General features: G+C 58.1%; 23 protein-coding genes and 3 tRNA genes. 16 read left to right on the top strand and 10 right to left on the bottom strand.

Annotated elements, in window-relative coordinates; translation table 11 throughout:
* The first annotated feature begins 150 nt into the window (after nt 1–150).
* Nucleotides 151–831, top strand: coding sequence for a hypothetical protein (locus tag ACUTSC_RS05965; RefSeq protein ID WP_445653175.1), 681 nt, complete (start codon nt 151–153; stop codon nt 829–831).
* Nucleotides 832–877: 46 nt separating this feature from the next.
* Here ACUTSC_RS05965 and ACUTSC_RS05960 read toward each other — a convergent pair whose 3' ends face one another.
* The 5 genes from ACUTSC_RS05960 to ACUTSC_RS05940 form a co-directional block, all read right to left on the bottom strand.
* Nucleotides 878–1,891 carry an Ldh family oxidoreductase gene (locus tag ACUTSC_RS05960; protein WP_443003173.1) on the bottom strand — a complete coding sequence of 338 codons (1,014 nt, stop codon included), beginning with the start codon at nt 1,889–1,891 and terminating at the stop codon, nt 878–880.
* A gap of 19 nt (nt 1,892–1,910) precedes the next feature.
* Nucleotides 1,911–3,476, bottom strand: a complete 1,566-nt coding sequence (locus tag ACUTSC_RS05955) for an APC family permease (RefSeq protein ID WP_445653174.1) — start codon at nt 3,474–3,476, stop codon at nt 1,911–1,913.
* Between the two features lie 44 nt (nt 3,477–3,520).
* Nucleotides 3,521–5,137 carry an aldehyde dehydrogenase (NADP(+)) gene (locus tag ACUTSC_RS05950; protein ID WP_445653173.1) on the bottom strand — a complete coding sequence of 539 codons (1,617 nt, stop codon included), beginning with the start codon at nt 5,135–5,137 and terminating at the stop codon, nt 3,521–3,523.
* A gap of 55 nt (nt 5,138–5,192) precedes the next feature.
* Nucleotides 5,193–6,113 (bottom strand): dihydrodipicolinate synthase family protein, encoded by a 921-nt coding sequence (locus ACUTSC_RS05945; protein ID WP_445653172.1) that lies wholly within the window; start codon nt 6,111–6,113, stop codon nt 5,193–5,195.
* Between the two features lie 208 nt (nt 6,114–6,321).
* Nucleotides 6,322–7,176 carry a helix-turn-helix domain-containing protein gene (locus ACUTSC_RS05940; RefSeq protein WP_443003170.1) on the bottom strand — a complete coding sequence of 285 codons (855 nt, stop codon included), beginning with the start codon at nt 7,174–7,176 and terminating at the stop codon, nt 6,322–6,324.
* 389 nt (nt 7,177–7,565) lie between these two features.
* Between ACUTSC_RS05940 and ACUTSC_RS05935 the strand changes: the two genes are divergently transcribed.
* From ACUTSC_RS05935 to ACUTSC_RS05920, 4 genes are read left to right on the top strand one after another with little or no spacing between them, the layout of a single operon-like run.
* Nucleotides 7,566–8,513, top strand: a complete 948-nt coding sequence (locus tag ACUTSC_RS05935; protein ID WP_197768645.1) for a 4-hydroxyproline epimerase — start codon at nt 7,566–7,568, stop codon at nt 8,511–8,513.
* Nucleotides 8,513–9,637 carry an FAD-dependent oxidoreductase gene (locus tag ACUTSC_RS05930; protein WP_197768646.1) on the top strand — a complete coding sequence of 375 codons (1,125 nt, stop codon included), beginning with the start codon at nt 8,513–8,515 and terminating at the stop codon, nt 9,635–9,637. Before ACUTSC_RS05935 ends, ACUTSC_RS05930 begins: the two co-directional genes overlap by 1 nt.
* Nucleotides 9,634–9,894 (top strand): 2Fe-2S iron-sulfur cluster-binding protein, encoded by a 261-nt coding sequence (locus ACUTSC_RS05925; protein WP_197768647.1) that lies wholly within the window; start codon nt 9,634–9,636, stop codon nt 9,892–9,894. The genes ACUTSC_RS05930 and ACUTSC_RS05925 overlap by 4 nt, the downstream gene beginning before the upstream one ends.
* Nucleotides 9,887–11,155, top strand: a complete 1,269-nt coding sequence (locus ACUTSC_RS05920) for an FAD-dependent oxidoreductase (RefSeq protein WP_443003167.1) — start codon at nt 9,887–9,889, stop codon at nt 11,153–11,155. The genes ACUTSC_RS05925 and ACUTSC_RS05920 overlap by 8 nt, the downstream gene beginning before the upstream one ends.
* Before the next feature lie 41 nt (nt 11,156–11,196).
* Here ACUTSC_RS05920 and ACUTSC_RS05915 read toward each other — a convergent pair whose 3' ends face one another.
* On the bottom strand, nt 11,197–11,556 hold the full coding sequence (locus ACUTSC_RS05915; RefSeq protein WP_197768648.1) for a hypothetical protein: 360 nt from the start codon (nt 11,554–11,556) through the stop codon (nt 11,197–11,199).
* A gap of 543 nt (nt 11,557–12,099) precedes the next feature.
* Here ACUTSC_RS05915 and ACUTSC_RS05910 point away from each other — a divergent pair.
* Nucleotides 12,100–12,414 (top strand): hypothetical protein, encoded by a 315-nt coding sequence (locus ACUTSC_RS05910; protein ID WP_197768692.1) that lies wholly within the window; start codon nt 12,100–12,102, stop codon nt 12,412–12,414.
* Between the two features lie 169 nt (nt 12,415–12,583).
* Nucleotides 12,584–13,015, top strand: coding sequence for a hypothetical protein (locus ACUTSC_RS05905; RefSeq protein ID WP_197768649.1), 432 nt, complete (start codon nt 12,584–12,586; stop codon nt 13,013–13,015).
* Between the two features lie 18 nt (nt 13,016–13,033).
* On the opposite strand, the gene ACUTSC_RS05900 is transcribed toward ACUTSC_RS05905, so the two are convergent.
* Together ACUTSC_RS05900 and ACUTSC_RS05895 are read right to left on the bottom strand one after the other, a co-directional pair.
* Nucleotides 13,034–13,375 (bottom strand): GlpM family protein, encoded by a 342-nt coding sequence (locus ACUTSC_RS05900; protein WP_445653171.1) that lies wholly within the window; start codon nt 13,373–13,375, stop codon nt 13,034–13,036.
* Nucleotides 13,376–13,496: 121 nt separating this feature from the next.
* Nucleotides 13,497–13,721 carry a DUF2594 family protein gene (locus ACUTSC_RS05895; protein ID WP_004927950.1) on the bottom strand — a complete coding sequence of 75 codons (225 nt, stop codon included), beginning with the start codon at nt 13,719–13,721 and terminating at the stop codon, nt 13,497–13,499.
* 709 nt (nt 13,722–14,430) lie between these two features.
* Between ACUTSC_RS05895 and uvrY the strand changes: the two genes are divergently transcribed.
* From uvrY to ACUTSC_RS05875, 4 genes are all read left to right on the top strand, one after another.
* Complete coding sequence (gene uvrY / locus ACUTSC_RS05890; protein ID WP_004927947.1) at nt 14,431–15,087, top strand: UvrY/SirA/GacA family response regulator transcription factor; 657 nt, start codon at nt 14,431–14,433, stop codon at nt 15,085–15,087.
* Nucleotides 15,080–16,912: an excinuclease ABC subunit UvrC gene (gene uvrC / locus ACUTSC_RS05885; RefSeq protein ID WP_197768651.1), complete on the top strand. Its 1,833-nt coding sequence runs from the start codon at nt 15,080–15,082 to the stop codon at nt 16,910–16,912. The genes uvrY and uvrC overlap by 8 nt, the downstream gene beginning before the upstream one ends.
* 58 nt (nt 16,913–16,970) lie before the next feature.
* The gene (gene pgsA / locus ACUTSC_RS05880) at nt 16,971–17,519 is read left to right on the top strand and encodes a CDP-diacylglycerol--glycerol-3-phosphate 3-phosphatidyltransferase (RefSeq protein ID WP_004927937.1); all 549 of its coding nucleotides are present in this window, start codon (nt 16,971–16,973) and stop codon (nt 17,517–17,519) included.
* A 144-nt stretch (nt 17,520–17,663) separates the two neighbouring features.
* Nucleotides 17,664–17,739: transfer RNA gene (locus ACUTSC_RS05875), tRNA-Gly, on the top strand.
* 381 nt (nt 17,740–18,120) lie between these two features.
* Here the strand turns inward: ACUTSC_RS05875 and ACUTSC_RS05870 are convergent.
* Nucleotides 18,121–18,324 (bottom strand): hypothetical protein, encoded by a 204-nt coding sequence (locus tag ACUTSC_RS05870; protein ID WP_197768652.1) that lies wholly within the window; start codon nt 18,322–18,324, stop codon nt 18,121–18,123.
* A 260-nt stretch (nt 18,325–18,584) separates the two neighbouring features.
* Between ACUTSC_RS05870 and ACUTSC_RS05865 the strand changes: the two genes are divergently transcribed.
* Both ACUTSC_RS05865 and ACUTSC_RS05860 read left to right on the top strand, forming a co-directional pair.
* A tRNA-Cys gene (locus tag ACUTSC_RS05865) sits at nt 18,585–18,658 on the top strand.
* Between the two features lie 10 nt (nt 18,659–18,668).
* Nucleotides 18,669–18,754, top strand: a tRNA-Leu gene (locus ACUTSC_RS05860).
* A gap of 158 nt (nt 18,755–18,912) precedes the next feature.
* Here the strand turns inward: ACUTSC_RS05860 and ACUTSC_RS05855 are convergent.
* On the bottom strand, nt 18,913–20,253 hold the full coding sequence (locus ACUTSC_RS05855) for an anaerobic C4-dicarboxylate transporter (protein WP_025302367.1): 1,341 nt from the start codon (nt 20,251–20,253) through the stop codon (nt 18,913–18,915).
* A 237-nt stretch (nt 20,254–20,490) separates the two neighbouring features.
* Here ACUTSC_RS05855 and ACUTSC_RS05850 point away from each other — a divergent pair, with 237 nt between their 5' ends.
* The 3 genes from ACUTSC_RS05850 to ACUTSC_RS05840 all read left to right on the top strand — a co-directional run bounded on the left by ACUTSC_RS05850 (nt 20,491) and on the right by ACUTSC_RS05840 (nt 21,883).
* Nucleotides 20,491–20,943 carry a PaaI family thioesterase gene (locus tag ACUTSC_RS05850; RefSeq protein WP_130017680.1) on the top strand — a complete coding sequence of 151 codons (453 nt, stop codon included), beginning with the start codon at nt 20,491–20,493 and terminating at the stop codon, nt 20,941–20,943.
* A 141-nt stretch (nt 20,944–21,084) separates the two neighbouring features.
* Complete coding sequence (locus ACUTSC_RS05845) at nt 21,085–21,366, top strand: hypothetical protein (protein WP_197768653.1); 282 nt, start codon at nt 21,085–21,087, stop codon at nt 21,364–21,366.
* The gene (locus tag ACUTSC_RS05840; RefSeq protein WP_025302370.1) at nt 21,332–21,883 is read left to right on the top strand and encodes a hypothetical protein; all 552 of its coding nucleotides are present in this window, start codon (nt 21,332–21,334) and stop codon (nt 21,881–21,883) included. The genes ACUTSC_RS05845 and ACUTSC_RS05840 overlap by 35 nt, the downstream gene beginning before the upstream one ends.
* Nucleotides 21,884–21,908: the final 25 nt, after the last annotated feature.

Genomic DNA, 21,908 nt, shown 5'->3' with positions numbered 1-21,908 from the left:
GCGTTCTGTAGTTGCCTGTCGACTGCAGAGCGTGCCTGGTGTTTTATTGCCATCTCAGCTTGAGCTGCTACGATTTTAGCTGACGTTTTTATGCCGACCGGGCCACCGGCCTTGCGCGTATTCTTCATTTCAGCCAGAAGAGGGGCAGCTATGCCATTAGAAGTCGATGGGATTATCAGGGGCGATCGGGGCAGTGAACCGAGCCGTTGGCAACATGCGTCAACCAAACCGCTTATCACGCTGACCTGGCATCACACCATTCCCTGGAACTGTTTGCGTAATGTCTGGAATGGTTTGGTGGCGGGGCAGCATTGGGACGCGCTGGACGAGTTTATGAACCTTATCGGTGTGCCAAACCGCGCCGAAGTGCTCAAACAGATCAAGAATAAAAACCTGCAGGATCGCGATGGATTACACACTCTGGTGACCTGGCAAGGATGGAATATCGTCGAGGGGCCAGGTAATGAGTACCGCGCGCAGGGGGACGATCCCGGTGAAAACTTCGACGGTTGGTCGGGTAAGGGGATGAGCACTAATCAGCAAGCGACGCTGCAGCAGGTCAACGTGTTGTATCAGGTGATGGCGCCGCTGGGAAGCCGTGCGCTGGACGCCGCCAGACAGGCGCCGTCCATTACCGCCGAGGAAGCGGACGTCTTGCAACGGACGATTAAACAGACCCGCCCAACGTTGCGAGGAAAGGAACCGATCCGGTGGCAAGAAGACATGTGGCATCAGGTGCAGCCGGGTAAAGAGGCGAAACACTTCGCTCGCTGGGACACCAAACCGGTGTGGCGCAAGCGCCTGCACAGCGATCTGGCTCAGGCAGGATAAGTCTCTCCCCGCGCCGGATTGCCGGCGCGGGGGAATCAATCCGGTGCTAATCGCACAGCGCCACGATTTCGTCGTACAACGTCCTGGGAATTTTCACGCCGTCTTGTTCGCTCTGGCGCCGCTGCCGATAACGGCGTTCGCCGGGGATGCGTGCGCCTTGCGCCAGCATATCGGCAAACATCGCCTCTGCGCTGGCGAAATATTTCGCCTTATCCGCACCGAGAAAACGCTCAGGATCCAACGCGATGATCAGCTCACCGCCGTAAGGCGACGAACCGGAACCGTCGTCGTAGGCCAGCGATTCCTTGCTGGTCATATCGCCGATCAGCGGCCCTGCCAACAATTCAACCATCGCCGCCAGCGCCGAGCCCTTATGTCCGCCGAAGGTCAGCATCGCGCCCTCCAACACGCTGGCGGCATCGGTGGACGGATTGCCTGCCTCATCAATGCCCCAGCCTTCAGGCAGCGGGGTGCCTGCTCGGCGGTGTAATTCGATTTCGCCGCGCGCCGCCGCACTGGTGGCCATGTCGAACAAAAACGGCGGCCGATCCGGGCGCGGCCAGCCGAAGGCGATGGGGTTGGTGCCGAACAGCGGGCGCGAACCGCCGGCCGGCGTCACCCACGCATGGCTGGGCGTGCAGGCCAAGGCCACCAACCCCTGCTCGGTCAGCGGTTCGATATCGGCCCACAACGCGGAGAAGTGCACGCAGCGGTTGATCGCCAGCGCGGCGATACCGTTGGCTCGCACCTTCTCGATAAAGGCCGGCAGAGCGGTGCGGTAGGCCAGCAGGGAAAACGCGCCGCCGGCGTCGGCACGCAAGATGGCCGGTGCCTGGTCGAGCAACCTGGGCATTGCATCGGCAGAAACCTTGCCTGCCCGCAGCGATCGCACACAGCCCAATAGTCGGTACAGCCCGTGCGAAGCGCAGCCGTCGCGTTCGCCCTGGGTGACATTTTGAGCTACCGCCTCGGCATGCGCCTGATTGAAACCGTTGCTGCGCAGTGCGCGCAACGTCAGTTGATAAGCCTGTTCCAGCGACAGAACGTGCATGGATGTCATTTCGATGTCCTCCCTGGGTTCATTCTTCTTCATCGCCGATAAAATTGGCCTGGGGTAAACAGGTATAGGCGCCCCAGTAGTAAACCGCCAGCGCAATCACCGCCATGGTGAGGGTGTCCCACGGGTGGGCAATGGCGCCGATGCCGCCGAAGCTGCTGAGGTAGGAGAGTGCGATCACCAGCGCATAGAAGACGATCAGCCACAGCGAGGACCAAATTTGCTGTCGGAGGCTAACGGCGTGGGTCGGCACCTGATTCTTGAACAGGATGTAGATGAAGAACATCAGGATCTGCAAGCCGAGCAGCCAGGAAACGGTATCCCAGCCGGACCAGAAGACCATCAGCGCCGAAATGATAAACGACAGCGGGCCGAGCACGCAGAAAGCGCGCACCCGGAACGGACGCGGCATATCGGGCGCATTGCGCCGCAGCCCGGCGGCGGTGACCGGGGCGATGGCGTAGCTCAGCACCAGCGCGGCGGACACCACGCCGATCAGCTTTTCCCACGACGGGAACGGCAGCGTCCAGAATACCGAGAGAGCGAAGGTCAGCCACAGCGCCGGGCGGGGAATGCCGGACTCGCCATCCACCCGGGTGAACAGTTTGAAGAAGGTGCCGGCGCGCGCCCAACCGTAGATCACGCGAGGCGTGGTGTTCATATAGATGTTGCCGGTGCCGCTCGGCGAAACGATCGCGTCGCTGACCACCAGAAATGCCAGCCATCCCATGCCCAGCGTGATGGCGATATCGCGGAACGGCAGGGAGAACTGTTGGCTGATGCCGGCCCAGCCGCCGCTCAGCATCTCGCTGGGGATACTGCCGAGAAACGCTATCTGCAGCAGCACATAGATGATGGTGGACAGCACCACCGACAGGATAAGCGCGATGGGAATGGTGCGTTGCGGCCTTTGCACCTCGCTGGCGACCGAAATGATCGGCGTCAGGCCGAGGTAGGCGAAGATGATGCCACCGGCGGAAATGGCGGCCTCAACCCCGGCTGAACCGAAGGGGGCAAAGCCCTGGCTGTGCAGGTTTTCCGGTTTGAAAAAGCTGAACAACACCACGATCACCAGCAGCGGCACCAGAAACTTCAGCACGCTAATCAGGTTATTGGATTTAGCGAAGGTTTTGACGCTGTAATAGTTGAGCGCGAAGAAAAAGCACAGCAGCGCCAGCTGCACCAGCCAGCCGATCGGCGTAGGGTCGCCGGAACCCGGCTGGCTGAGGAACGGGAACCAGGCGGCGGCGTATTGCCGGGCTGCGACGACTTCGATGGCAATCAGGCTGGAGAAGGCGATCAGCGTGATAAACCCCAGCAGATAACCCATCAGTTCGCCGTGCGAGAACACCGGATAGCGAATGATGCCACCGGCGCGCGGCAGGGCGGCGCCCAGCTCGCAGTAAACGATACCGAGCAGCAGTACCGCCAGGCCGCCGATCAGCCAGGAATAGATGCCGGCCGGGCCGGCGATGGAGGAGACATGGCTGGCGGCGAACAGCCAACCGGAGCCGAATATGGCGCCCAGACCGATGAACGTCAGATCGGTGAGCGTAAGCTGCTTCTTGAATTTGCCTTGGGTTGTCATGGTATTACCCTTTTGTTATTGAGTGGCAGGCAGATGCGGCCGGGCTAATTTTGGGCAGGTGAAATCAGGGGATCTCGGGTGAAAACGCCGTTCACCAGCCGCAGCAGGTTGAGCGGGTTGGCGTCCTGCAGCAGTGGCGGCAACAGCGCCGCAGGGGTGTTTTGCAAACAGACCGGCCGCAGGAAACGTTCGATGGCCAACGTGCCGACCGAGGTGCCGCGTGCGTCGCTGGTCGCCGGGTAGGGGCCGCCGTGCACCATGGCGTCGCACACTTCTACCCCGGTCGGATACCCGTTGAACAGCACCCGGCCGGCTTTGCGTGCCAACAGTGCCGTCAGCCCGGCGGCCATATCGAGATCGCCGTCATCCGCCAGCAGCGTAGCGGTCAGCTGACCTTGCAATGCCGCCAGCGCCGCATGCAGCTGCACTTCGCTATCTACCGCGACGAGGATGCTGGCCGGGCCGAAGACCTCCTGTTGCAGCAGTGGATCGGCCTGCAGCAGCAGTGCCTCCTCCGCTTGATACAGCTGTGCCGTCGCCCGATGAGGGGGCGTTTCACTGCGGCCCGCCAGACGGCGCATACCCGGGTGCGCATCGAGGGCTGCCACCCCGTGACGGTAATGCTCCAGCGTACCGGTATTCAGCATCGGCTGCGGCTCGGCGGCGTTGACCAAGGCGCTCATCGCTTCGGCCAGCCGATCGAAGGCGCCGCCGCGCAGCGCGACGATCACGCCGGGCTTGGTGCAGAACTGACCGCAGCCGAGCGTAAAGGAAGAGACCAGTTCCTGCGCGATGTGCTGCCCGCGCCGCGCCAGCGCCTGTGGCAGGATCACTACCGGGTTGATGCTCGACATTTCGGCGAAGACCGGGATAGGTTGAGGGCGTTGCATCGCCAGATCGAAGAGCGCTCGACCGCCTTGCAGCGAGCCGGTGAATCCCACGGCCTGAATCGCCGGATGTTGTACCAGGTCGGCTCCCACGCGGTTGCCGAAGATCATGTTGAAGACGCCGGCAGGCATCCCCGTGCGATTCCGGGCGCGCTCGATCGCCTGAGCGGTCAGCTCGGCCGTGATCATATGGCCGCTGTGCGCCTTGAACACGACCGGGCAGCCGGCGGCGAGCGCGGCGGCGGTATCGCCACCCGCAGTGGAGAACGCCAGCGGGAAGTTGCTGGCACCGAATACCGCCACCGGGCCGAGCGCCGTGCGGTATTGACGCAGATCGGGGCGCGGCAGGGGGGAGCGTTGCGGCAGCGCGCAGTCGATGCGTACGCCCTCGACGTCGCCGCGCCGCAGTAGCGTAGCGAATAGACGCATCTGGCCGCTGGTTCTGGCGCGTTCGCCGCTCAACCGCGCCGGCGGCAAGGCGGTTTCCTGCATGGCTAAGGCGAAGAAATCCTCATCCAACGCGTCTAACTCCTCGGCAATGGCGTCGAGAAAGTTCGCGCGCTGTTCCGCGCTGAGCTGCGAATAAGGTGCAAAGGCCGCGGCGGCAGCTTCTGCGGCGGCGGCTGTTTCTGCCGCCGTGGCCTGGTGGAAGCGGTAGCCGGTCGGCTGACCGTCGTCGGCGCGCAGGCTGAGCAGCGCCGCTTCCCCTGCGGCGCGGCGCTGGCCGCCGATAAATTGTTGGCCGCTGATGGCGGCATAGCGAGCGTTGGGCATCGGTTCCCCTCGGTAGAGAAAGCATGACGCCCGGCATGGCCGGGCGATGAAGGCGTTACAGGCCGACGTTCGGCAGCACAGGGCGAGTGGCCAGCGCTTTATCGATCACGGCGTTGATCTCGGTGAGCGTTTTGCCCTGCAGCGCCAGGCGCGGCGGACGAGTGACGGCGCTGCCGCGGCCGACCCGCTGTTCGCAGAGTTTGATGCACTGCACCAGATCGGGGCGGGCATCGAGGTGCAGCAGTGGCATAAACCAGCTGTACAGCGCCAACGCTTCCTCATAGCGTTTTTCCTTCGCCAGCCGGAACAGCGTTTCTCCTTCGCGCGGGAAGGCATTGGACATGCCGGAGATCCAGCCTTGCGCACCAACGGCGAGGCTTTCCAGCACCACATCGTCCAACCCGGCAAACAGCACGAAGCGATCGCCGACTTCGTTGCGCAGATCGATAAAGCGGCGGGTGTCGCCCGACGAGTCTTTGAAGCACACGATATTTTCGCAGTCGACCAGCGAGGTCAGGATGTCTGGCGTGACGTCATTTTTGTAAATGGGAGGATTGTTGTAGACCATGATCGGCAGATCGGTCGCGCCGGCGACGCTGCGGAAGTGCGCGGCGGTTTCGTGCGGCTTGGCGGAGTAGACCAGCGCCGGCATCACCATAATCCCGTCGACGCCGGCCTTTTGCGCTTCACGCGCCATGTTCTGCGCGAAGGCGGTGGTGAACTCGGCGATGCCAGCGATCACCGGCACTTTACCGTCGGCGGCGTCTCTCGCCACTTCGATCACCGCCAGCTTCTCTTGCACCGTCATTGAGGTGTTTTCACCGACGGTGCCGCACACCACCAGGCCGGAGACGCCGTCGCGCACCAGGTTTTTGATCACCGTATGGGTGGCATCGAGGTCCAGAGAGAAATCGTTGCGGAACTGGGTCGTCACCGCCGGGAATACGCCGCTCCAGCTTATGGCTTTATGGCTCATCGTGTTTGTCCTGTCGTCCGAAAGTGTTAATGAAAAGTGAATCTTTGGTAAGGCTCACCGACAGATTGACCGGTATTGCGTGGGGAGGCTTGACGCTTTTCACCGATTGCCGCGACGAAATTGGCACAATGGCGCCGAAAAGCGGACGTGAAAAAACCGGGCCCGGTACACCGTGAAAAGAGGAGGGTTAACCAGATAAATCAGCGCATTAAGCGGAAAGCGTCAGGCGGAAATCGCGCGGCGTAGAGCCGGTCATCGCTTTGAATTGACGGCTGAAGGCGCTGTGATCGGTGTAGCCGCACAGCAGCGCGATGTCGGTGATCGGCAGATCGCCGGCCAGCAGTTCCGTGGCCTTTTCCAACCGCACTTTGTGGATCATCTGGCGCGGGGTGAGGTGGAAGATACGTTTGCAGTAGCGTTCGATCTGCGCCACCGACAACCCGGTCAGCGCCGTCAACTCTTCAAGCGCGATCGGTCGGGCGTAGTGGCGGCGGATATGCACGTCGATCGCCGCCAGCCGTTGGTAGGCCGGGTGATTGGCCCTGGCCTCCTGCAGATCGTGAGAAATACCCGCCATACCGATGATTTTTCCCTGCGCGTCGTACAGCGCCAGCTTTTGCGTCAGGCACCAGCCGGTTTCTCGGGCATTGTACAGGTGCATCTCCAACTGATCCTGGATCAGCACGCCGTGGCGCAATACCCGCAGATCCTGCTCGGTGTAGCCGGATCCGAGCTGAGCGGGAAAAACGTCGGCGGAGGTCTTGCCCAGCAGCGGCGTGACGGTTTTGAAACCGCAGCGCCTGGCCAGCGTCAGGTTGGCCAGCAGGTAGCGAGCCTGGGCGTCTTTGATAAAGAACACCACGTTGGGGATCGCGTTCAGCAGTGGCGCGATCAGCGCCAGCGTATTCAGCAGATCGCGCAGGTTGTTCGGGCGCTGTTGCGCCAGTCCGTCGCACAGGCGCGACAGATGTTCGACGGCGAAAACGTCCTCCTGCTCCGGCAGCGCCACAAGCGAAGGCGGCGAGAGAGAAACCGGAGGCTGATAGTCTGAGGTGGATCGCATAACAGTCCCTTTTCGGTCGTTAGCCGGAAAAACAGGCGGGCCAGGTTGGCGCTTTCGCATCAATATTAACTTTTATGTAACGAAGCAAGCGCTATTTCCGGCCGGCTGCCAAATATGCGGATTGCCGCATACTTTTGCCGGGCGGTGTTTGGCAGTTGCTTGAAAACTGCGGCGTTTCTCGCTACACAAAGGTTTAGCATGAAAATAACAATATGATAAATAAGTCATTGTTATGGCATTCGCTAAGCGCATACCCGCGACGCGTCAGGCCTGACTTTTGTCACTGTGCTGATTTCTTCATTCGCCGCGCCGAAACGCATCAAGCCGTCATGCTCACATTCGTTCAGGCTAATGCCATTGGTAACATCTCATTAACTCAGGAGACGCCGATGGCACTTTCTGCGCATATCGCCGCTTTGCGGGCGATCGATTCTCATACCGGCGGAGAGCCGACCCGTCTGATCGTGGAAGGTTTTCCCGATCTCGGCGAGGGCAGCATGGCGGAACGGCGGGCGCATTTCGCGCAACATTATGACGATTGGCGCTGCGCGGTGATGCTCGAACCGCGCGGCAATGACGTGCTGGTGGGGGCGTTGCTGTGTCGCCCCTGTTCGCCACAGGCCACCGCCGGGGTGATCTTTTTTAACAACAGCGGCTATCTGGGCATGTGCGGGCACGGCACTATCGGGCTGATTGCTTCGCTGGCGCACCTGGGGCGCATCCACGCCGGGCGCCATCTGATCGAGACCCCGGTCGGCCCGGTAAACGCCACGCTGCATGACGACGGCAGCGTCACGGTAGAGAACGTGGCGGCTTATCGTTACCGCCGCCAGGTGCGGCTTGAGGTTGCGGGTTACGGGCCGGTGACGGGTGACATCGCCTGGGGCGGCAACTGGTTCTTCCTGATCGGTGAGTCGCCGTTGCCCATCGATAAACGAAATCTGGAGGCGTTGACCGCGTTCACCTGGGCGGTGCGGCAGACGTTGGAACAGGCGGGCATCCGCGGTGAAGACGGCGGAGCGATAGACCATATCGAACTGTTCGGTGACGATCCGCAGGCCGACAGCCGCAGTTTCGTGCTGTGCCCCGGCAAAGCCTATGATCGTTCTCCGTGCGGCACCGGCACCAGCGCCAAACTGGCGTGCCTGGCGGCTGACGACAAGCTGCCACCGGACACGCAGTGGCGGCAGGCCAGCGTGATCGGCAGCGAATTTCAGGCCTACTATCGCCGGAATGGCGATCGCATTACCCCCTTTATTCGCGGGCAGGCCTATGTGTGCGCCGATAGCCAACTGCTGCTCGACGAACGCGATCCCTTTGTCTGGGGAATACGCTGATGGGCGCTGAGCGGGGAGCCGATGTCATCGTGATCGGCGCCGGCATCATCGGCGCTGCCTGTGCCTGGCGGCTGGCGCGGGAAGGTTATCGTGTCTCGGTAGTGGACGATCGCCGCGCCGGCGCCACCGCCGCCGGCATGGGGCATCTGGTGTGCATGGACGATAATCCGGCCGAGCTGGCGTTGAGCGCTTATTCGCTGCGGTTATGGCGTGAAGTGACGGGGCGCATGCCGCAAGCGTGTGCCTGGCGCGACTGCGGTACGCTATGGCTGGCGGATAAAGCGGATGAAATGGCCATCGCCGAGCAAAAGCGGGCGCGGCTGGCGGAGCAGGGCGTGGCTGCGGAGCTGCTGACGGCGGAGCAGATCGCCGCCATGGAACCGATGCTGCGGCACGGCTTGGCCGGTGGGCTGCGGGTGCCGGGCGACGGCATTCTGTATGCGCCGCTCGCGGCTCGCTGGCTATTGGCCGATGGTGGTGCGGCGATCGACGTGGTGCATGGCGAAGCGGCAGTGCTGGAAGAGGGGGCCGTGCGGTTGGCGGACGGCAGGCACTTGGCTGCGCCGCTGGTGGTCCTGGCCTGCGGCCTTAGGGCCAATAGCCTATTGCCGCAGACTTTGCTGCACGCCAAGAAGGGCCATCTGGCGATCACCGATCGCTACCCGCCTCGGGTGCGGCATCAGTTGGTGGAGCTGGGATATGGCGCCAGCGCGCATGCCAGCGACGGCACGTCGGTGGCATTCAATGTGCAGGCACGGCCCACCGGGCAATGGTTGATCGGCTCTTCCCGCCAGTTCGACGCCGTCGATCCGGCGTTGGACATGCCGCTGTTGGCGGCAATGCTCACGCGTGCGCAGCATTTCTTGCCCGCATTGGCGCAGATGAACATCATTCGCTGCTGGACGGGGCTGCGCGCAGCCTCTGCTGACGGGCTGCCGCTGTTAGGCGCGCATCCGCGGCATTCCTGGCTGTGGCTGGCGCTGGGGCACGAGGGATTGGGCGTCACGACTGCCCTCGGCAGCGCCGCGCTGATTACTGCGCAGATCGGCCGGCAAACGCCGGAAATTGACGATTCCCCGTATTTGGCGGCGCGGGCGTTAGCCGCCGAGGAGCTGCCTGCATGAATGAAAGACAAAATATGCTCTCGTTGAGTATCGATGGAGAGCTCCGGCGGGTACCGGTTGGCCTCAGCGTTGCTGCGGCACTCAGCCTGTGTGGTGACGATCGTTGTCGGTTATCTGTTTCACACCAACCGCGCGCCCCCTTTTGCGGCATGGGCGTCTGTCAGGAGTGCCGGGTGAACGTTAACGGTCTGCGTCGCCTGGCGTGCCAAACGCTGTGCCAAGCCGGCATGCGCATTGAGAGGTGCGATGATGAGTAACTTCGACTGTGAGGTGCTGATCGTCGGTGCCGGTCCGGCCGGAATGGCGGCGGCGCTGGCCGCGGCGGAAAGTGGTGGCCAGGTGCGAATGATTGATGATAATCCGCATCCCGGTGGGCAAATCTGGCGCGATGGACCGCAGGTGGCGTTGCCTGAAACGGCGAACCGCTATCGACAGGCGGTGGCGACGAAGGAAAATATTGCGCTGCAGACCGGCTGCAAGCTGGTGGCGCAGTGTGGCGCTAAGCGATTGGCCTATGAAGACGCCGAAGGCTGCGGCGTGATTCGCTATCAGAAGCTGATTTTATGCAATGGCGCGCGTGAACTGTTGTTGCCGTTTCCCGGCTGGACACTGCCGGGGGTGACCGGCGCCGGTGGTCTACAGGCGCAAATCAAGCAGGGGTTGGCGATCCGTGGCGAGCGAGTGGTGATAGCCGGCAGTGGTCCGCTGCTGTTGGCGGTGGCGGACAGTGTGAAACAGGCCGGCGGCGAGGTAGTGCTGGTGGCGGAACAGGCGCCGATTTGGCGGTTGGCGGCGTTTGCCGGCGGCCTGTGGCGCTGGCCAGCCAAGCTACGTCAGGCGTTTTCTCTGATGCCGCATCGCTATCGTGCCGGTAGCCGGGTGCTGGCGGCGTTGGGGCAAGAACGTTTAACCTCGGTGCACGTCAATAACGGCGGGCGGCAAAGAACGATCGCCTGCGACAGGCTAGCCTGCGGTTTTGGTCTGGTGGCGAACATTGAGTTGGCGATGCTGCTGGGGTGCCGGATAGAAAACGACGCCGTAGCGGTGGATCATTGTCAGCAAACCAGCCAGGCGCAAATTTATGCCGCTGGGGAGTGTACTGGTATCGGCGGCAGTGAATTGGCGCTCACCGAAGGCGCCATTGCCGGTTATGCTGCCACCGAGCAGTGGAAAAAGGCAGAGCGCCTGGTGGCGCAGCGGCGGCGGTGGCGGCGCTTCGCCACGGCGACGGCAAGTACCTTTGCTCTCGATGAGCGCTTGAATTCGCTGGCCAAACCGCAAACGTTACTGTGCCGCTGCGAAGACGTCACGCTGGAACAGATTAGCCATCAGCCGGATTGGAACACGGCCAAGCTGAGCAGCCGATGTGGCATGGGGGCTTGCCAGGGCAAAGTCTGTGCGACGGCGGCGAGGCAGCTTTTGGGCTGGCCTTTACCGTCGCCGCGTGTGCCTTTAACGCCGGTCAGGGCGGAAACACTGGTTGCACTGGGGCTGAATCGATGTGATGACGACGGTTGAATGGGGTAGCGGCATTTCGCCCCCAGGCAAATGCCGCCACATCACCATTGCGGCCAATAGTAGGTTTTCTCTCGCCAGCCTTTGCCGTACATACAGGCTTCGATGATGGCGTCCCGGGCGGACTGATTGCGATCGGTCTGCACTGTTTTAATCGACGGCTCCTTGTCGTAGCGGTATCCCGATGGACAGTCTTTCTTATTCTTCTCGCAAGGAATGTATTTGTTTTCGTAGCTGAACTCCACGTCCCGCACTACGTCCGGCGGAAAACGATCGTATCCGCGGCTGCGGCATTCGGCATATTCGGCATCCCGGGTACTCTCAACCGCGCCGGGCCTTTCCCATTGGGTGCAGGCGGTCAACATCAATAACGGCAAAACAATCAAACAACGGCAATTCTTCATGGTGTCCCTAACTCTTTCTCTATCCTGAGGTTCGCAACCTAGGAATTTTCCTAACTGGCGAGGTAGGAAAGTGTAATAAACTGACGGAACAATTGGAAATGATAATGGTTATTGTTTAGGAGTGATTGAGAAAGTGCCGCGCTGAGAGAGGATGTGGCACATTGAGGGGAGTCTGTAGGGATCTGCGGCCTCACGAGGAAAGGGGGTGATGTGGCGCTGGTTTTATTCGTTCTCTTCATGCCGTAATGATTCGATCGCAATTGCATCGTATTGATGAGGTAAATAATACGCAAGCTAAGTATATTCTTATCTGGTCTGACTATTATTTTTATTTAGGATATTTACCTATACCAAGGATTTAATGCTCAGTATTAATACCCTATTTTTTTATTTCTGTTTTTTTATTGGGGTTTTATTTGCAGTTTTTTTACGTGAAAGTATTTTGGGTTACAGGGAATTCATTTGCATTTTAAATTTGGATTTTTTAAATTCATTTTAGAGAAAGGATAACCGTACGCGACAGAGTCAAAAAAGGAGTTTATTTTGTCTGGGATAAAGAAAACGCCTGAAAGTCATGACGGTTTACCTTCACCATCAGAGGATTATGATACTTTTAAGCACCTCTCCGATGTCGGTGCCGTGTTGGGATATGGGCGAACTCGCTTTTATCAGTGGTGCCGGGGACGCGGATTTCTAACCCCGATGAACGTTCCGTCACATGAAATGATCAGCCTGGGATATATGGTGGCGGTGTTATCAGAGACCGGCCATCCCCGGGTTTACGTCACGCAGGATGGTTTCAGTTACGTCAGCGGTGCTTTTGCGACAGATATCCAACGTGGCATGATAAAGTTTTAAATCTGCAAGAATCGCCTTTATTTCAATGGCTTTAATGCAGAATCTTCTTATCCTGTAGGTTCGTGGGGGAGTGGGGAGTTATCCGATTTTTTCGTCTCTGCGGTATGAATGCTGCTGAAGACAGCTATTCTCTTGTTACGATAAGCATTATTTTCTTCAGGAGCCAAGGATGAAGCATTACGCCGCGCTGTTATTTGCCGCTGTACTGTTGACGGGGTGTGCGACTCAAGCCGTACCACCGCAACAGGCTGAATTGCCGCCCCCAAGCCGTCTGATGCTCTATCAGAATATCCCGGATACGCCTTACGCCACGGTGGTGGTGGTACGCGACAGCGGAATGCTGGCGGGCAGCTGCCGTACCGGCGTCTATGTGAATGGGGAGTTTGCCGCTTCACTGGAGTCGAAAGAAAAAGCGGAATTTCGCGTGCCGCCAGGCAATATTACGGTCAGTATCGGGCAAGATATGATCGAGAATAACCTGTGTATTTGGCGTGAGACCGGCGGCAGCGTACCTATGACGCTGCGCGCCGGTGAAAGCCGCTATCTGCGTATCGCCGGTGATCGGCAGCGTGGCTTCGTTTTGCAGGCGGGGCGACCGTAATCTGCCTTGGCAAGGGCGTTAACGCCCTTGCCACCATCCCCACAGCGTAATGAGTAGCCACGCTGCCGCAATCCAGCACAATACCGCCGCCCCCAGAGCCAACGACAGCCGCAAACTGTTGATCAGGAAATACAGCGAGATCAAATACACCAGGTAGGGCACCACCGCCCACATGCCGAAAATCAGCGTAGTTTTCAGCGCCGCAATGGAACGCTCGTTGCCGACAATGTAATGCGCAGTCAGGGCGAAAGTGGGAAATAGCGGGACTAAACCGGCGATATAATAGTTGCGCGTTTTGGCCAACAGGCCGATCAGAACCACGACCAGCGCGCCGATCAGCGCTTTGACAAGGATGCCCATAACGGTCTCGGGTGTGGGGGAAAGTCAACACACTGCCCGAAAGCACGTGCAAGATCAATGGGGTGTGGTGTAGCGCGGTGAGAAGCAGACCCACAAGAAGTGCGGGTCTGGGATGCAACGCTTATTGACGGTAAGCGTGCTTGATTTGCTGAATGCTGTTCTTGAAGATTTCCGCCTGGGTTGGATCTTCAATCTGAGCGATGAAACGTTCCATGTTGATGATAACTTTCCCGGCGTCGGCCTGGCCGATCGATTTCAAGATCAGCGTCAGCGTTGCTTTGAGGCAGGCAACCTCGGTCGCCAAGATTTCCGGGTTTGCAGACGTAGTGAAATCAACGTTGCTCATTTTCTCTCCTGATTTTTTGAGGCCGTAGCCTGATACAAGCTGCTTTGGCGCACCGCGCGCGGGCTACTAAAAGGTTGCCCCGCGCGCGGCGGCGAATTTAACTGGGCGCGGAGTATAGCATAGCATGCGTCTGTCATCTGCACCGGGCTTGCTCAGGTCACGCGGGTGGGCAATGTTCGCTCATTGCTTATCTGAATCATCTACTCTCGGCAAGTTATTTCGAGGTGGTTAACAAGTATTTGTCCGGTACGTTATTGTTGAACAATGGGGGTTATTATAATTATTTGGGGCGGGGGACACCGATTTTACCGGCGTTTGCCGAGAATAATAGTTTCGACCGCGGGTTGCCAGACACAGGTTGGCAGCGGATTTTGTTACGTCTTTAAATATCAAATGATTACAAACAGCCAACGGCCGTGTTAATATTATTCATGTCGTGATTGCTTACACAGATTTCTCACTCGTAGCATGATTATCGCGCTATCCTGTGTCTGGTACAACGCCGCGGAATTATTTTCGTCGTCCGATCTTTTCCGACGTGACGATTTATCGGCGGCATAGACGGCTAAAATTGAAAAAATCAGCTCTGCTCCGCAAAGTTATTCGGAAGTATGTATTAATCTGTGTTCATTCTTGTCTGAAAAACAAGTAATATCTCTGGCGAAAACAGAGGCCGATTGCGTTACTCCCTTTTTTTGGAGATTTTTCCTTGATTAGCGTTCTTCTTGTTGATGACCACGAACTGGTGCGCGCAGGGATACGACGCATTCTTGAAGATATCAAAGGTATAAAAGTTGTCGGTGAGGCTCAGTGCGGTGAAGATGCCGTAAAATGGTGCCGTGGCAACGCTGTCGATATCGTGCTGATGGACATGAATATGCCGGGCATTGGCGGGCTGGAAGCCACGCGCAAGATTGTGCGTTATGCACCCGACGTCAAAGTCATCATGTTGACCATCCATACTGAAAATCCTTTGCCCGCGAAGGTGATGCAGGCGGGTGCCGCCGGTTACCTGAGCAAGGGCGCCGCGCCGCAGGAAGTGATTAACGCCTTGCGTTCCGTGCATGCGGGGCAGCGTTATATCGCGTCTGATATCGCCCAGCAGATGGCCCTGAGTCAGCTGGAACCGCAGGCCGAAACGCCGTTCAGCTGCCTGTCTGAACGCGAGTTACAGATCATGCTGATGATCACCAAAGGCAAAAAAGTGAATGAGATCTCGGAGCAACTGAGTCTCAGCCCGAAAACGGTGAACAGTTACCGTTACCGCATGTTCAGCAAACTGAATATCAGCGGCGACGTCGAATTGACTCACCTGGCCATCCGACATGGATTGTTCAATGCGGAGACATTGTTAAGCAGTGAATGACCGTTTTGATGCCAAAGCCTTCCTGAGTACCGTCACCAGCCAGCCCGGCGTCTACCGTATGTACGACGCCACGGGCACGGTGATCTACGTCGGTAAAGCCAAAGACCTGAAAAAGCGTCTCGCCAGCTATTTTCGGCAGCAGGTCAGCAGCCGTAAAACCGAGACGCTGGTTAAAAATATCGCGCAAATAGACGTAACGGTTACCCACACCGAAACAGAAGCGCTGCTGTTGGAACATAACTACATAAAATTGTACCAACCGCGGTATAATGTTCTTTTGCGAGACGATAAATCTTACCCGCTGATTTTTCTCAGTGCGGATACCCATCCCCGTTTGGCGGTGCATCGCGGTGCCAAACACGCCAAGGGCGAATATTTCGGGCCTTTTCCCAACTCTTATGCCGTGCGTGAAACGCTGGCGCTGCTGCAGAAGCTGTTCCCGATCCGCCAGTGCGAAAACAGCGTGTATCGCAACCGTTCTCGTCCGTGCCTGCAGTATCAGATCGGCCGCTGTCTGGGGCCTTGTGTTGCCGGCCTAGTGAGCGAAGAAGAATACCGGCAGCAGGTGGACTACGTGCGGCTGTTCCTTTCTGGTAAAGATCAGCAGGTATTGCACCAGCTGATTGCGCGTATGGAAGACGCCAGCAAACTGCTCAATTTCGAAGAGGCGGCGCGCATTCGCGATCAAATTCAGGCTGTGCGCCGCGTCACCGAGCGGCAGTTCGTGTCGGGCGACAGCGACGATCTGGACGTGATTGGCGTAGCGTTCGATGCCGGCATGGCGTGCCTGCACGTGCTGTTTATCCGTCAGGGCAAGGTGCTGGGTAGCCGAAGCTATTTCCCTAAAGTACCGGGCGGCACGGATATGGGCGAAGTGGTGCAGACCTTTGTCGGCCAGTTCTATCTGCAGGGCAGCCAGGCGCGCACATTGCCCGGCGAGATCCTGCTGGATTTCAGCCTGCCGGAAAAAGACCTGCTCGCGGAGTCGCTCTCCGGGTTGGCGGGGCGCAAGATCCAAATTCAAAGCAAACCACGTGGCGACCGCGCCCGTTATCTGAAGCTGGCGCGCACCAACGCGGCAACGGCGTTGACCACCAAGCTTTCGCAACAGTCGACTATTCATCAGCGGCTGGCGGAATTGGCCAAAGTGCTGAACCTGACGGAAATCAACCGTATGGAGTGCTTCGATATCAGCCATACCATGGGCGAGCAGACCGTGGCTTCGTGCGTGGTGTTCGACGGTAACGGCCCGGTGCGCGCGGAGTATCGGCGCTACAATATCAGCGGCATCACTCCAGGCGATGACTACGCGGCGATGACGCAGGTGCTGAAGCGCCGTTACGGCAAGGCGCTGGAAGAGAAAAAGATCCCGGATGTCATCTTCATCGACGGCGGTAAAGGGCAGCTCGGCATGGCGATCGACGTATTCAAATCGCTGAACGTTACCTGGGACAAGAATAAGCCGCTGCTGATTGGCATCGCCAAAGGCGCCGATCGCAAGGCCGGGTTAGAAACGTTGTTCTTCGTGCCGGAAGGCGAGGGGATTTCGCTGCCGCCGGATTCGCCGGCACTGCATGTGATCCAACACATCCGTGATGATTCGCACAATCATGCGATTACCGGCCACCGGCAGAGAAGGGCGAAGGTCAGAAATACCAGCGCATTGGAGTTGATTGAAGGCGTAGGGCCGAAACGGCGCCAGGTGCTGTTGAAGTATATGGGCGGACTGCAACCTTTGTTGAACGCCAGCGTGGAGGAAATTGCAAAAGTGCCGGGTATTTCACAAGCATTGGCAGAAAAGATCTACAATGCATTGAAACACTGAGGGCAATGTAGCAACATACTCTTAATTTCCACTCTAGCCAGATAGTTACCGTAGCATTATGCAATTGAATATACCGACTTGGCTTACCCTGTTTCGCGTAGTTCTGATCCCATTCTTTGTGCTGGCGTTTTATCTGCCGTTCAACTGGGCTCCGATGGTTTGCGCCGTTATCTTTGTGTTCGCCGCCGTCACCGACTGGTTTGACGGTTTCCTGGCACGCCGCTGGAAACAAACGACGCGCTTCGGGGCGTTTTTGGATCCGGTTGCGGACAAAGTGATGGTGGCGGTGGCGCTGGTGTTGGTGGCGGAGCACTACCACAGCTGGTGGATCACGCTGCCGGCGGCCACCATGATTGCCCGTGAAATCATCATTTCGTCGCTGCGCGAGTGGATGGCGGAAATTGGCAAACGCAGCAGCGTGGCGGTGTCCTGGATCGGCAAAGTGAAAACCATGGCGCAGATGATGTCGCTGGTGGGCTTGCTGTGGCGCCCGGATCGCTCCGTAGAGTATGTGGCGATTGGCTTGCTGTATATCGCAGCGGTGCTGACTTTCTGGTCGATGTTCCAATATTTGAACGCGGCACGCAACGATCTGCTGGAACCGTGATCGATACGCTGCAAAAATCGGCAAACGATCGTGATGAACCAACAATTTTATTGACTCATCACGTCAGGTAAGTAGAATGCATCGCATCAGACGACAACGATGAATTGCCGAAAGATAGCAAATAAATCAGTCAGTTCTGGTAATGCGGGAATAGCTCAGTTGGTAGAGCGCAACCTTGCCAAGGTTGAGGTCGCGAGTTCGAGCCTCGTTTCCCGCTCCAAACATTGGCCTGTTGGATCCCCGTGATTCGGCAGGTAAACGAAAAAGGGGCTTCGGCCCCTTTTTCGTTTTCTATTCCTTTGCCGTCCGGCGAAATCTTTCTTCAACGTGATACATCGATTATTGCCTCTGCATCTCCTGTCGTTTTCATACCGCAGGATGCATCCGTTGCATGGTGTAATCAGGCACATTTGATTGGACATTGTGCCGGTGCTCCCGTGCGGTGTACGGCCTGACATCAGTCTCTACCTCTGCAGTTCCGTTGGCGATTCAGGGCGGCGGCGTTGGGCAGGGGGGAGTGATATTCCACTTTCGGTACGGTTGCTCGGTTTTCTGCCGGCATGTGTGGTGGGGGCTATCGTCGATAGCGTCTATCCCGGCATTAGCCGATTGCCGTGGTTTCTGCTGTTATACGTGCGTTGTCAGCCAGCGGCGCCGGAGATTGCGCGATGTCCCCCATGAGATGTTTCGCATGATATCCCAAAGCAGGTGAAAAGCCGCAGAGGGCGCGGGTCAGTGATTCCTGCCGATAGAAAAGATCCGATTTGTCCGTGAATTCCTGAGCCGATGCATATAAAATCAACATTCCGCTTGCCTTTGCGTTGGCATTGTGAACAGTGCGCCCACAAAATAAGCAGTTGAAAGCGTTAGAGAACTTTTTGCTATTTCGGGGGGTTGCCAAGGTGGGGGGTTTAGTCCATAATGCAGTCCATCGATTCGGCGGTAACGAAATAAATTACTTAAGAATCAGATGATTAAGATAAGCGATTTCAACATCGCGGATCAAAAGAACAAAACGAAGTGGGTGAATCACCGGCTTTGGCCTGAAAAGGCAAACAGAATAAAGGCGCGTTAACAAAGCGGTTATGTAGCGGATTGCAAATCCGTCCAGTCCGGTTCGACTCCGGAACGCGCCTCCAACTTTCCCGAGCCCGGGTGGTGAAATCGGTAGACACAAGGGATTTAAAATCCCTCGGCTTATGGCTGTGCGGGTTCAAGTCCCGCCCCGGGTACCAGGGAACGAAAATACCGAATAATCAAAGCAATAAGTAGTAATGTCGTAGACCGCCGAGAGGCGGTTTTTTTGTGCCTGAAATTCGTATTATACCTGCATCCTTTCTTGTCGTGCTGCCACCCTGCCTGCACGGAGCCCCGCAGGGCTCCGAAATACAACTCATAAGAAACCGAACGCCGCGGCGAGGATCCAGCCGAAGACGCAGGAGACGCTGACGCCGATCAGGCCGGGCAGAATAAAGCTGTGATTGATCACGAAGCGGCCGATGCGGGTGGTGCCGGATCGGTCAAACTGGATTGCCGCCAGATCGCTGGGGTAGGTCGGCAGAATGTAATAACCGTAACAGGCCGGCGCCGAAGCGACGATATAGGCCGGGTTGACGCCGATCGCCAGCGCCACCGGCACCAGTGCCGCCAGCGCGGCGGCCTGCGAGTTGACGAATTTCGACACCAGCAGCAGGATCAGCGCATAGGCCCAGGGGTATTCTTTCACCAGCACGCCCAGCGTGGCTTCGATCTGCGCCAGGTGCGCGCCGAACATGGTTTCCGCCATCCAGGCGACGCCATACACCGCCACGATGGCGATCATGCCGGAGCGGAACACTTCGTTTTTAGAGATAGACGCCGGGTTGGTGCGGGTAATGATAACGATCAACGCCCCGGCCATCAGCATACACATCTGGATCACCAGGACCATGGAGAGCGGCTTGCCGCCGAAGCTGGGCCGCAGATCGGAAAACGCCCCCAGTACCGCCACCAGTGCGATGGTGGCGAGGAAAATCCACATGGCGATCCAGTTGCTGCGTGGCAGCACCCGGTCCAGTAAGGTGGCGGCATCGCCATAGACGTAGCGATGGTTTTCCGGCACCGAGATGAATTTCTGGAACTCCGGGTCTTTGTCCAGGTCTTTGCCGCGGAACCAACTGAAGATGCCGATCGCCAGAATGCCGCACAGGGTAGAAGGGATGGTGATAGACAGCAGATCGAGGAATTCCAGATGGCGGCCATTGAAGGTGTAGCTGCTGAGCATCGCCACCAGTGAGACTACCGCCACTGAAACCGGGCTGGCGATAATGCCCATCTGCGCGCCGATCGAGCTGGCCGCCATCGGTCGCTCCGGGCGGATGTTGTTTTTGATCGCCACGTCATAAATGATCGGCAAGATGGTGTACACCACGTGCCCGGTGCCGCACAGAATAGTGAGAATACAGGTCACGAACGGTGCGATGATCGAGACATAGCGCGGGTTACGTCGCAGCATCCGTTCGGCGATCTGCAGCATGACGTCCAACCCGCCCGAGGCCTGCAGGGTGGCGGAAGCCGCCACCACCGCGATGATCACCAGCATCACGTCCACCGGCGGTTTGCCGGGCTGCAGGTGAAAGCCGAACACCAGGATCATCAACCCGATCCCACCCAGTAACCCCAGCGCAATGCCGCCCTTACGTGCCCCATACAGCAGGCATGCCAATATCACCGCTAATTGCAGAAAGAAATCCATGATAGATACGCCTTAATAATGTTGAACTTAACTGCTTTCAGTTTCCGGCTGCGCTGGTAGCAGAAAGTTGTTTTAAATCTAAAGGCGCTGAAAAATTATGGTTATTAGCGCTAAAGAGTGATGACGGTCACGTTCAGAGAATCTGAAGAGCAGGCGGCTGACGACATCAGCACGAAAAAGCAAGTTAAGAGGTCAGACCTCTCCTATATAACGGGTTTACCACCAGAGGAGAGATCAATGGATCCGACAAAAATGACCGGGCTGGCGCTATTACAGGCTGCGATGGCCGGTAAAATTCCACCGGCTTCGATCGCTGAAACCGTGCCCATGAAACCGGTCGCGGTGGAAGAGGGGTATATCCGCATCGTGGCGCGGGCCGACGGGCGCCACCTGAATCCGTTGGGGGGCGTTCATGGCGGCTTTGCCGCCACGGTCTTGGACTCGGTGACCGGTTGCGCGGTGCACAGTACCCTGGGTGCGGGGATTGGTTATGGCACCGTCGATCTGCAGGTTAAAATGTTGCGCCCTGTGCCGAAGGAAACTGACCTGATCGCCGAGGGGCGTCTGGTCTATGCGGCGAAGAACGTCGCTTTCGCTGAAGGCACGCTCAAAACGGCGGAAGGGAAGCTGCTGGCTTCGGCAACCGCCACTTGTTTTATCATTCGCCCTACCGAACAAGCACCGCAATAATCTGCCTTTTGTCGGGCTTCGGGCTATCAACCCGGGGCCCGATGCAATTCTCTTCGGCTGCATACCTTGCTGCGCTACGATGACAGGCGCGATACGTCATTGTGGTCTAGTATTCTTGGGTAAAAATTTAACGGGGTGATTATGCAGCCGTATAAAGAGGTTGAGTTTGATCATGAGCTTTGTCTGGCGATCGGCAAAGCCGTATTAGACGTGGTGGCGCAGGGGGAGGAAACCAGCGCTCCGGGGGTGATGAACGCGATCGAGCGGTCGATGGATCAGGGGCTGAATGACGACGAAATCGCCGCTGCCGACGATGCCCTGGATTTGATGGCACGTCTCATCCACGGCTGCCGGATTGTTAACCTACCGGGTGAAGAGGAGACTTCCCATGCATTGGTTGAATTTCAAGCGCTACAAGAGTGACGTGGCCAAACAGGCCGTGCCGCCGCATTTGAATGCGGCTGAATTTGCTCGGCATTACGCCGATAAGCCGCAAACCGATACGGAAGAGTATCTTTCGCTGAGCGGGGAGATGTGCTGGGATGCGGTGGTGCTTTGCGCTCACCGTTCAGGCGCGCTCAGCAAGGCGAAATACAAGCAGCTGTGGCAGACGGTGTTCGATAAGCAATACAAACATTTCGTCAGCCCGGACGATACCGAGATCCGCACCATGGCGGATATGCTGCGCGCTCCGCAGGGATGTTTTATCGGCATATTCTCCCTGCGTGACGCGGCGGCGCCCCGTTTGCTGCATGCCATGATCGGCACCGGTGCAGGATTTGCCGCCGGCAATAAAAATCTTTGCATCGGCGTGGGGGGCGCGGTCGGTTGGGAAAATCTCAATCTGGCGCGCGATCTGCGCTGGCAGCCGGAAGGCGGTTTTTTACGCCAGGGCGACAACGAAGTGCTGCGCATTTTTTATCGGCCTTTCCCCGCCTGAGCCGGTCCGCATGTTTGTAGAGTAA

The organism is Serratia sp. TSA_105.2, assembly GCF_052692115.1.
Note: the sequence above shows the minus strand (reverse complement) of the source record. Positions and strands in the feature narration are given on the sequence as shown.

What these genes read in the sequence shown, in the direction of transcription:
- ACUTSC_RS05915 (WP_197768648.1), bottom strand. Translation starts at nt 11,556, where the DNA reads ATGAAGAATTGCCGTTGTTTGATTGTTTTGCCGTTATTGATGTTGACC.
- ACUTSC_RS05965 (WP_445653175.1), top strand. Translation starts at nt 151, where the DNA reads ATGCCATTAGAAGTCGATGGGATTATCAGGGGCGATCGGGGCAGTGAA.
- ACUTSC_RS05940 (WP_443003170.1), bottom strand. Translation starts at nt 7,176, where the DNA reads ATGCGATCCACCTCAGACTATCAGCCTCCGGTTTCTCTCTCGCCGCCT.
- ACUTSC_RS05870 (WP_197768652.1), bottom strand. Translation starts at nt 18,324, where the DNA reads ATGTTGATTTTATATGCATCGGCTCAGGAATTCACGGACAAATCGGAT.
- ACUTSC_RS05895 (WP_004927950.1), bottom strand. Translation starts at nt 13,721, where the DNA reads ATGAGCAACGTTGATTTCACTACGTCTGCAAACCCGGAAATCTTGGCG.
- ACUTSC_RS05935 (WP_197768645.1), top strand. Translation starts at nt 7,566, where the DNA reads ATGGCACTTTCTGCGCATATCGCCGCTTTGCGGGCGATCGATTCTCAT.
- ACUTSC_RS05905 (WP_197768649.1), top strand. Translation starts at nt 12,584, where the DNA reads ATGAAGCATTACGCCGCGCTGTTATTTGCCGCTGTACTGTTGACGGGG.
- ACUTSC_RS05845 (WP_197768653.1), top strand. Translation starts at nt 21,085, where the DNA reads ATGCAGCCGTATAAAGAGGTTGAGTTTGATCATGAGCTTTGTCTGGCG.
- pgsA (WP_004927937.1), top strand. Translation starts at nt 16,971, where the DNA reads ATGCAATTGAATATACCGACTTGGCTTACCCTGTTTCGCGTAGTTCTG.
- ACUTSC_RS05855 (WP_025302367.1), bottom strand. Translation starts at nt 20,253, where the DNA reads ATGGATTTCTTTCTGCAATTAGCGGTGATATTGGCATGCCTGCTGTAT.
- ACUTSC_RS05900 (WP_445653171.1), bottom strand. Translation starts at nt 13,375, where the DNA reads ATGGGCATCCTTGTCAAAGCGCTGATCGGCGCGCTGGTCGTGGTTCTG.
- ACUTSC_RS05945 (WP_445653172.1), bottom strand. Translation starts at nt 6,113, where the DNA reads ATGAGCCATAAAGCCATAAGCTGGAGCGGCGTATTCCCGGCGGTGACG.
- ACUTSC_RS05955 (WP_445653174.1), bottom strand. Translation starts at nt 3,476, where the DNA reads ATGACAACCCAAGGCAAATTCAAGAAGCAGCTTACGCTCACCGATCTG.
- ACUTSC_RS05930 (WP_197768646.1), top strand. Translation starts at nt 8,513, where the DNA reads ATGGGCGCTGAGCGGGGAGCCGATGTCATCGTGATCGGCGCCGGCATC.
- ACUTSC_RS05960 (WP_443003173.1), bottom strand. Translation starts at nt 1,891, where the DNA reads ATGACATCCATGCACGTTCTGTCGCTGGAACAGGCTTATCAACTGACG.
- ACUTSC_RS05920 (WP_443003167.1), top strand. Translation starts at nt 9,887, where the DNA reads ATGAGTAACTTCGACTGTGAGGTGCTGATCGTCGGTGCCGGTCCGGCC.
- ACUTSC_RS05950 (WP_445653173.1), bottom strand. Translation starts at nt 5,137, where the DNA reads ATGCCCAACGCTCGCTATGCCGCCATCAGCGGCCAACAATTTATCGGC.
- ACUTSC_RS05840 (WP_025302370.1), top strand. Translation starts at nt 21,332, where the DNA reads ATGCATTGGTTGAATTTCAAGCGCTACAAGAGTGACGTGGCCAAACAG.
- ACUTSC_RS05925 (WP_197768647.1), top strand. Translation starts at nt 9,634, where the DNA reads ATGAATGAAAGACAAAATATGCTCTCGTTGAGTATCGATGGAGAGCTC.
- ACUTSC_RS05850 (WP_130017680.1), top strand. Translation starts at nt 20,491, where the DNA reads ATGGATCCGACAAAAATGACCGGGCTGGCGCTATTACAGGCTGCGATG.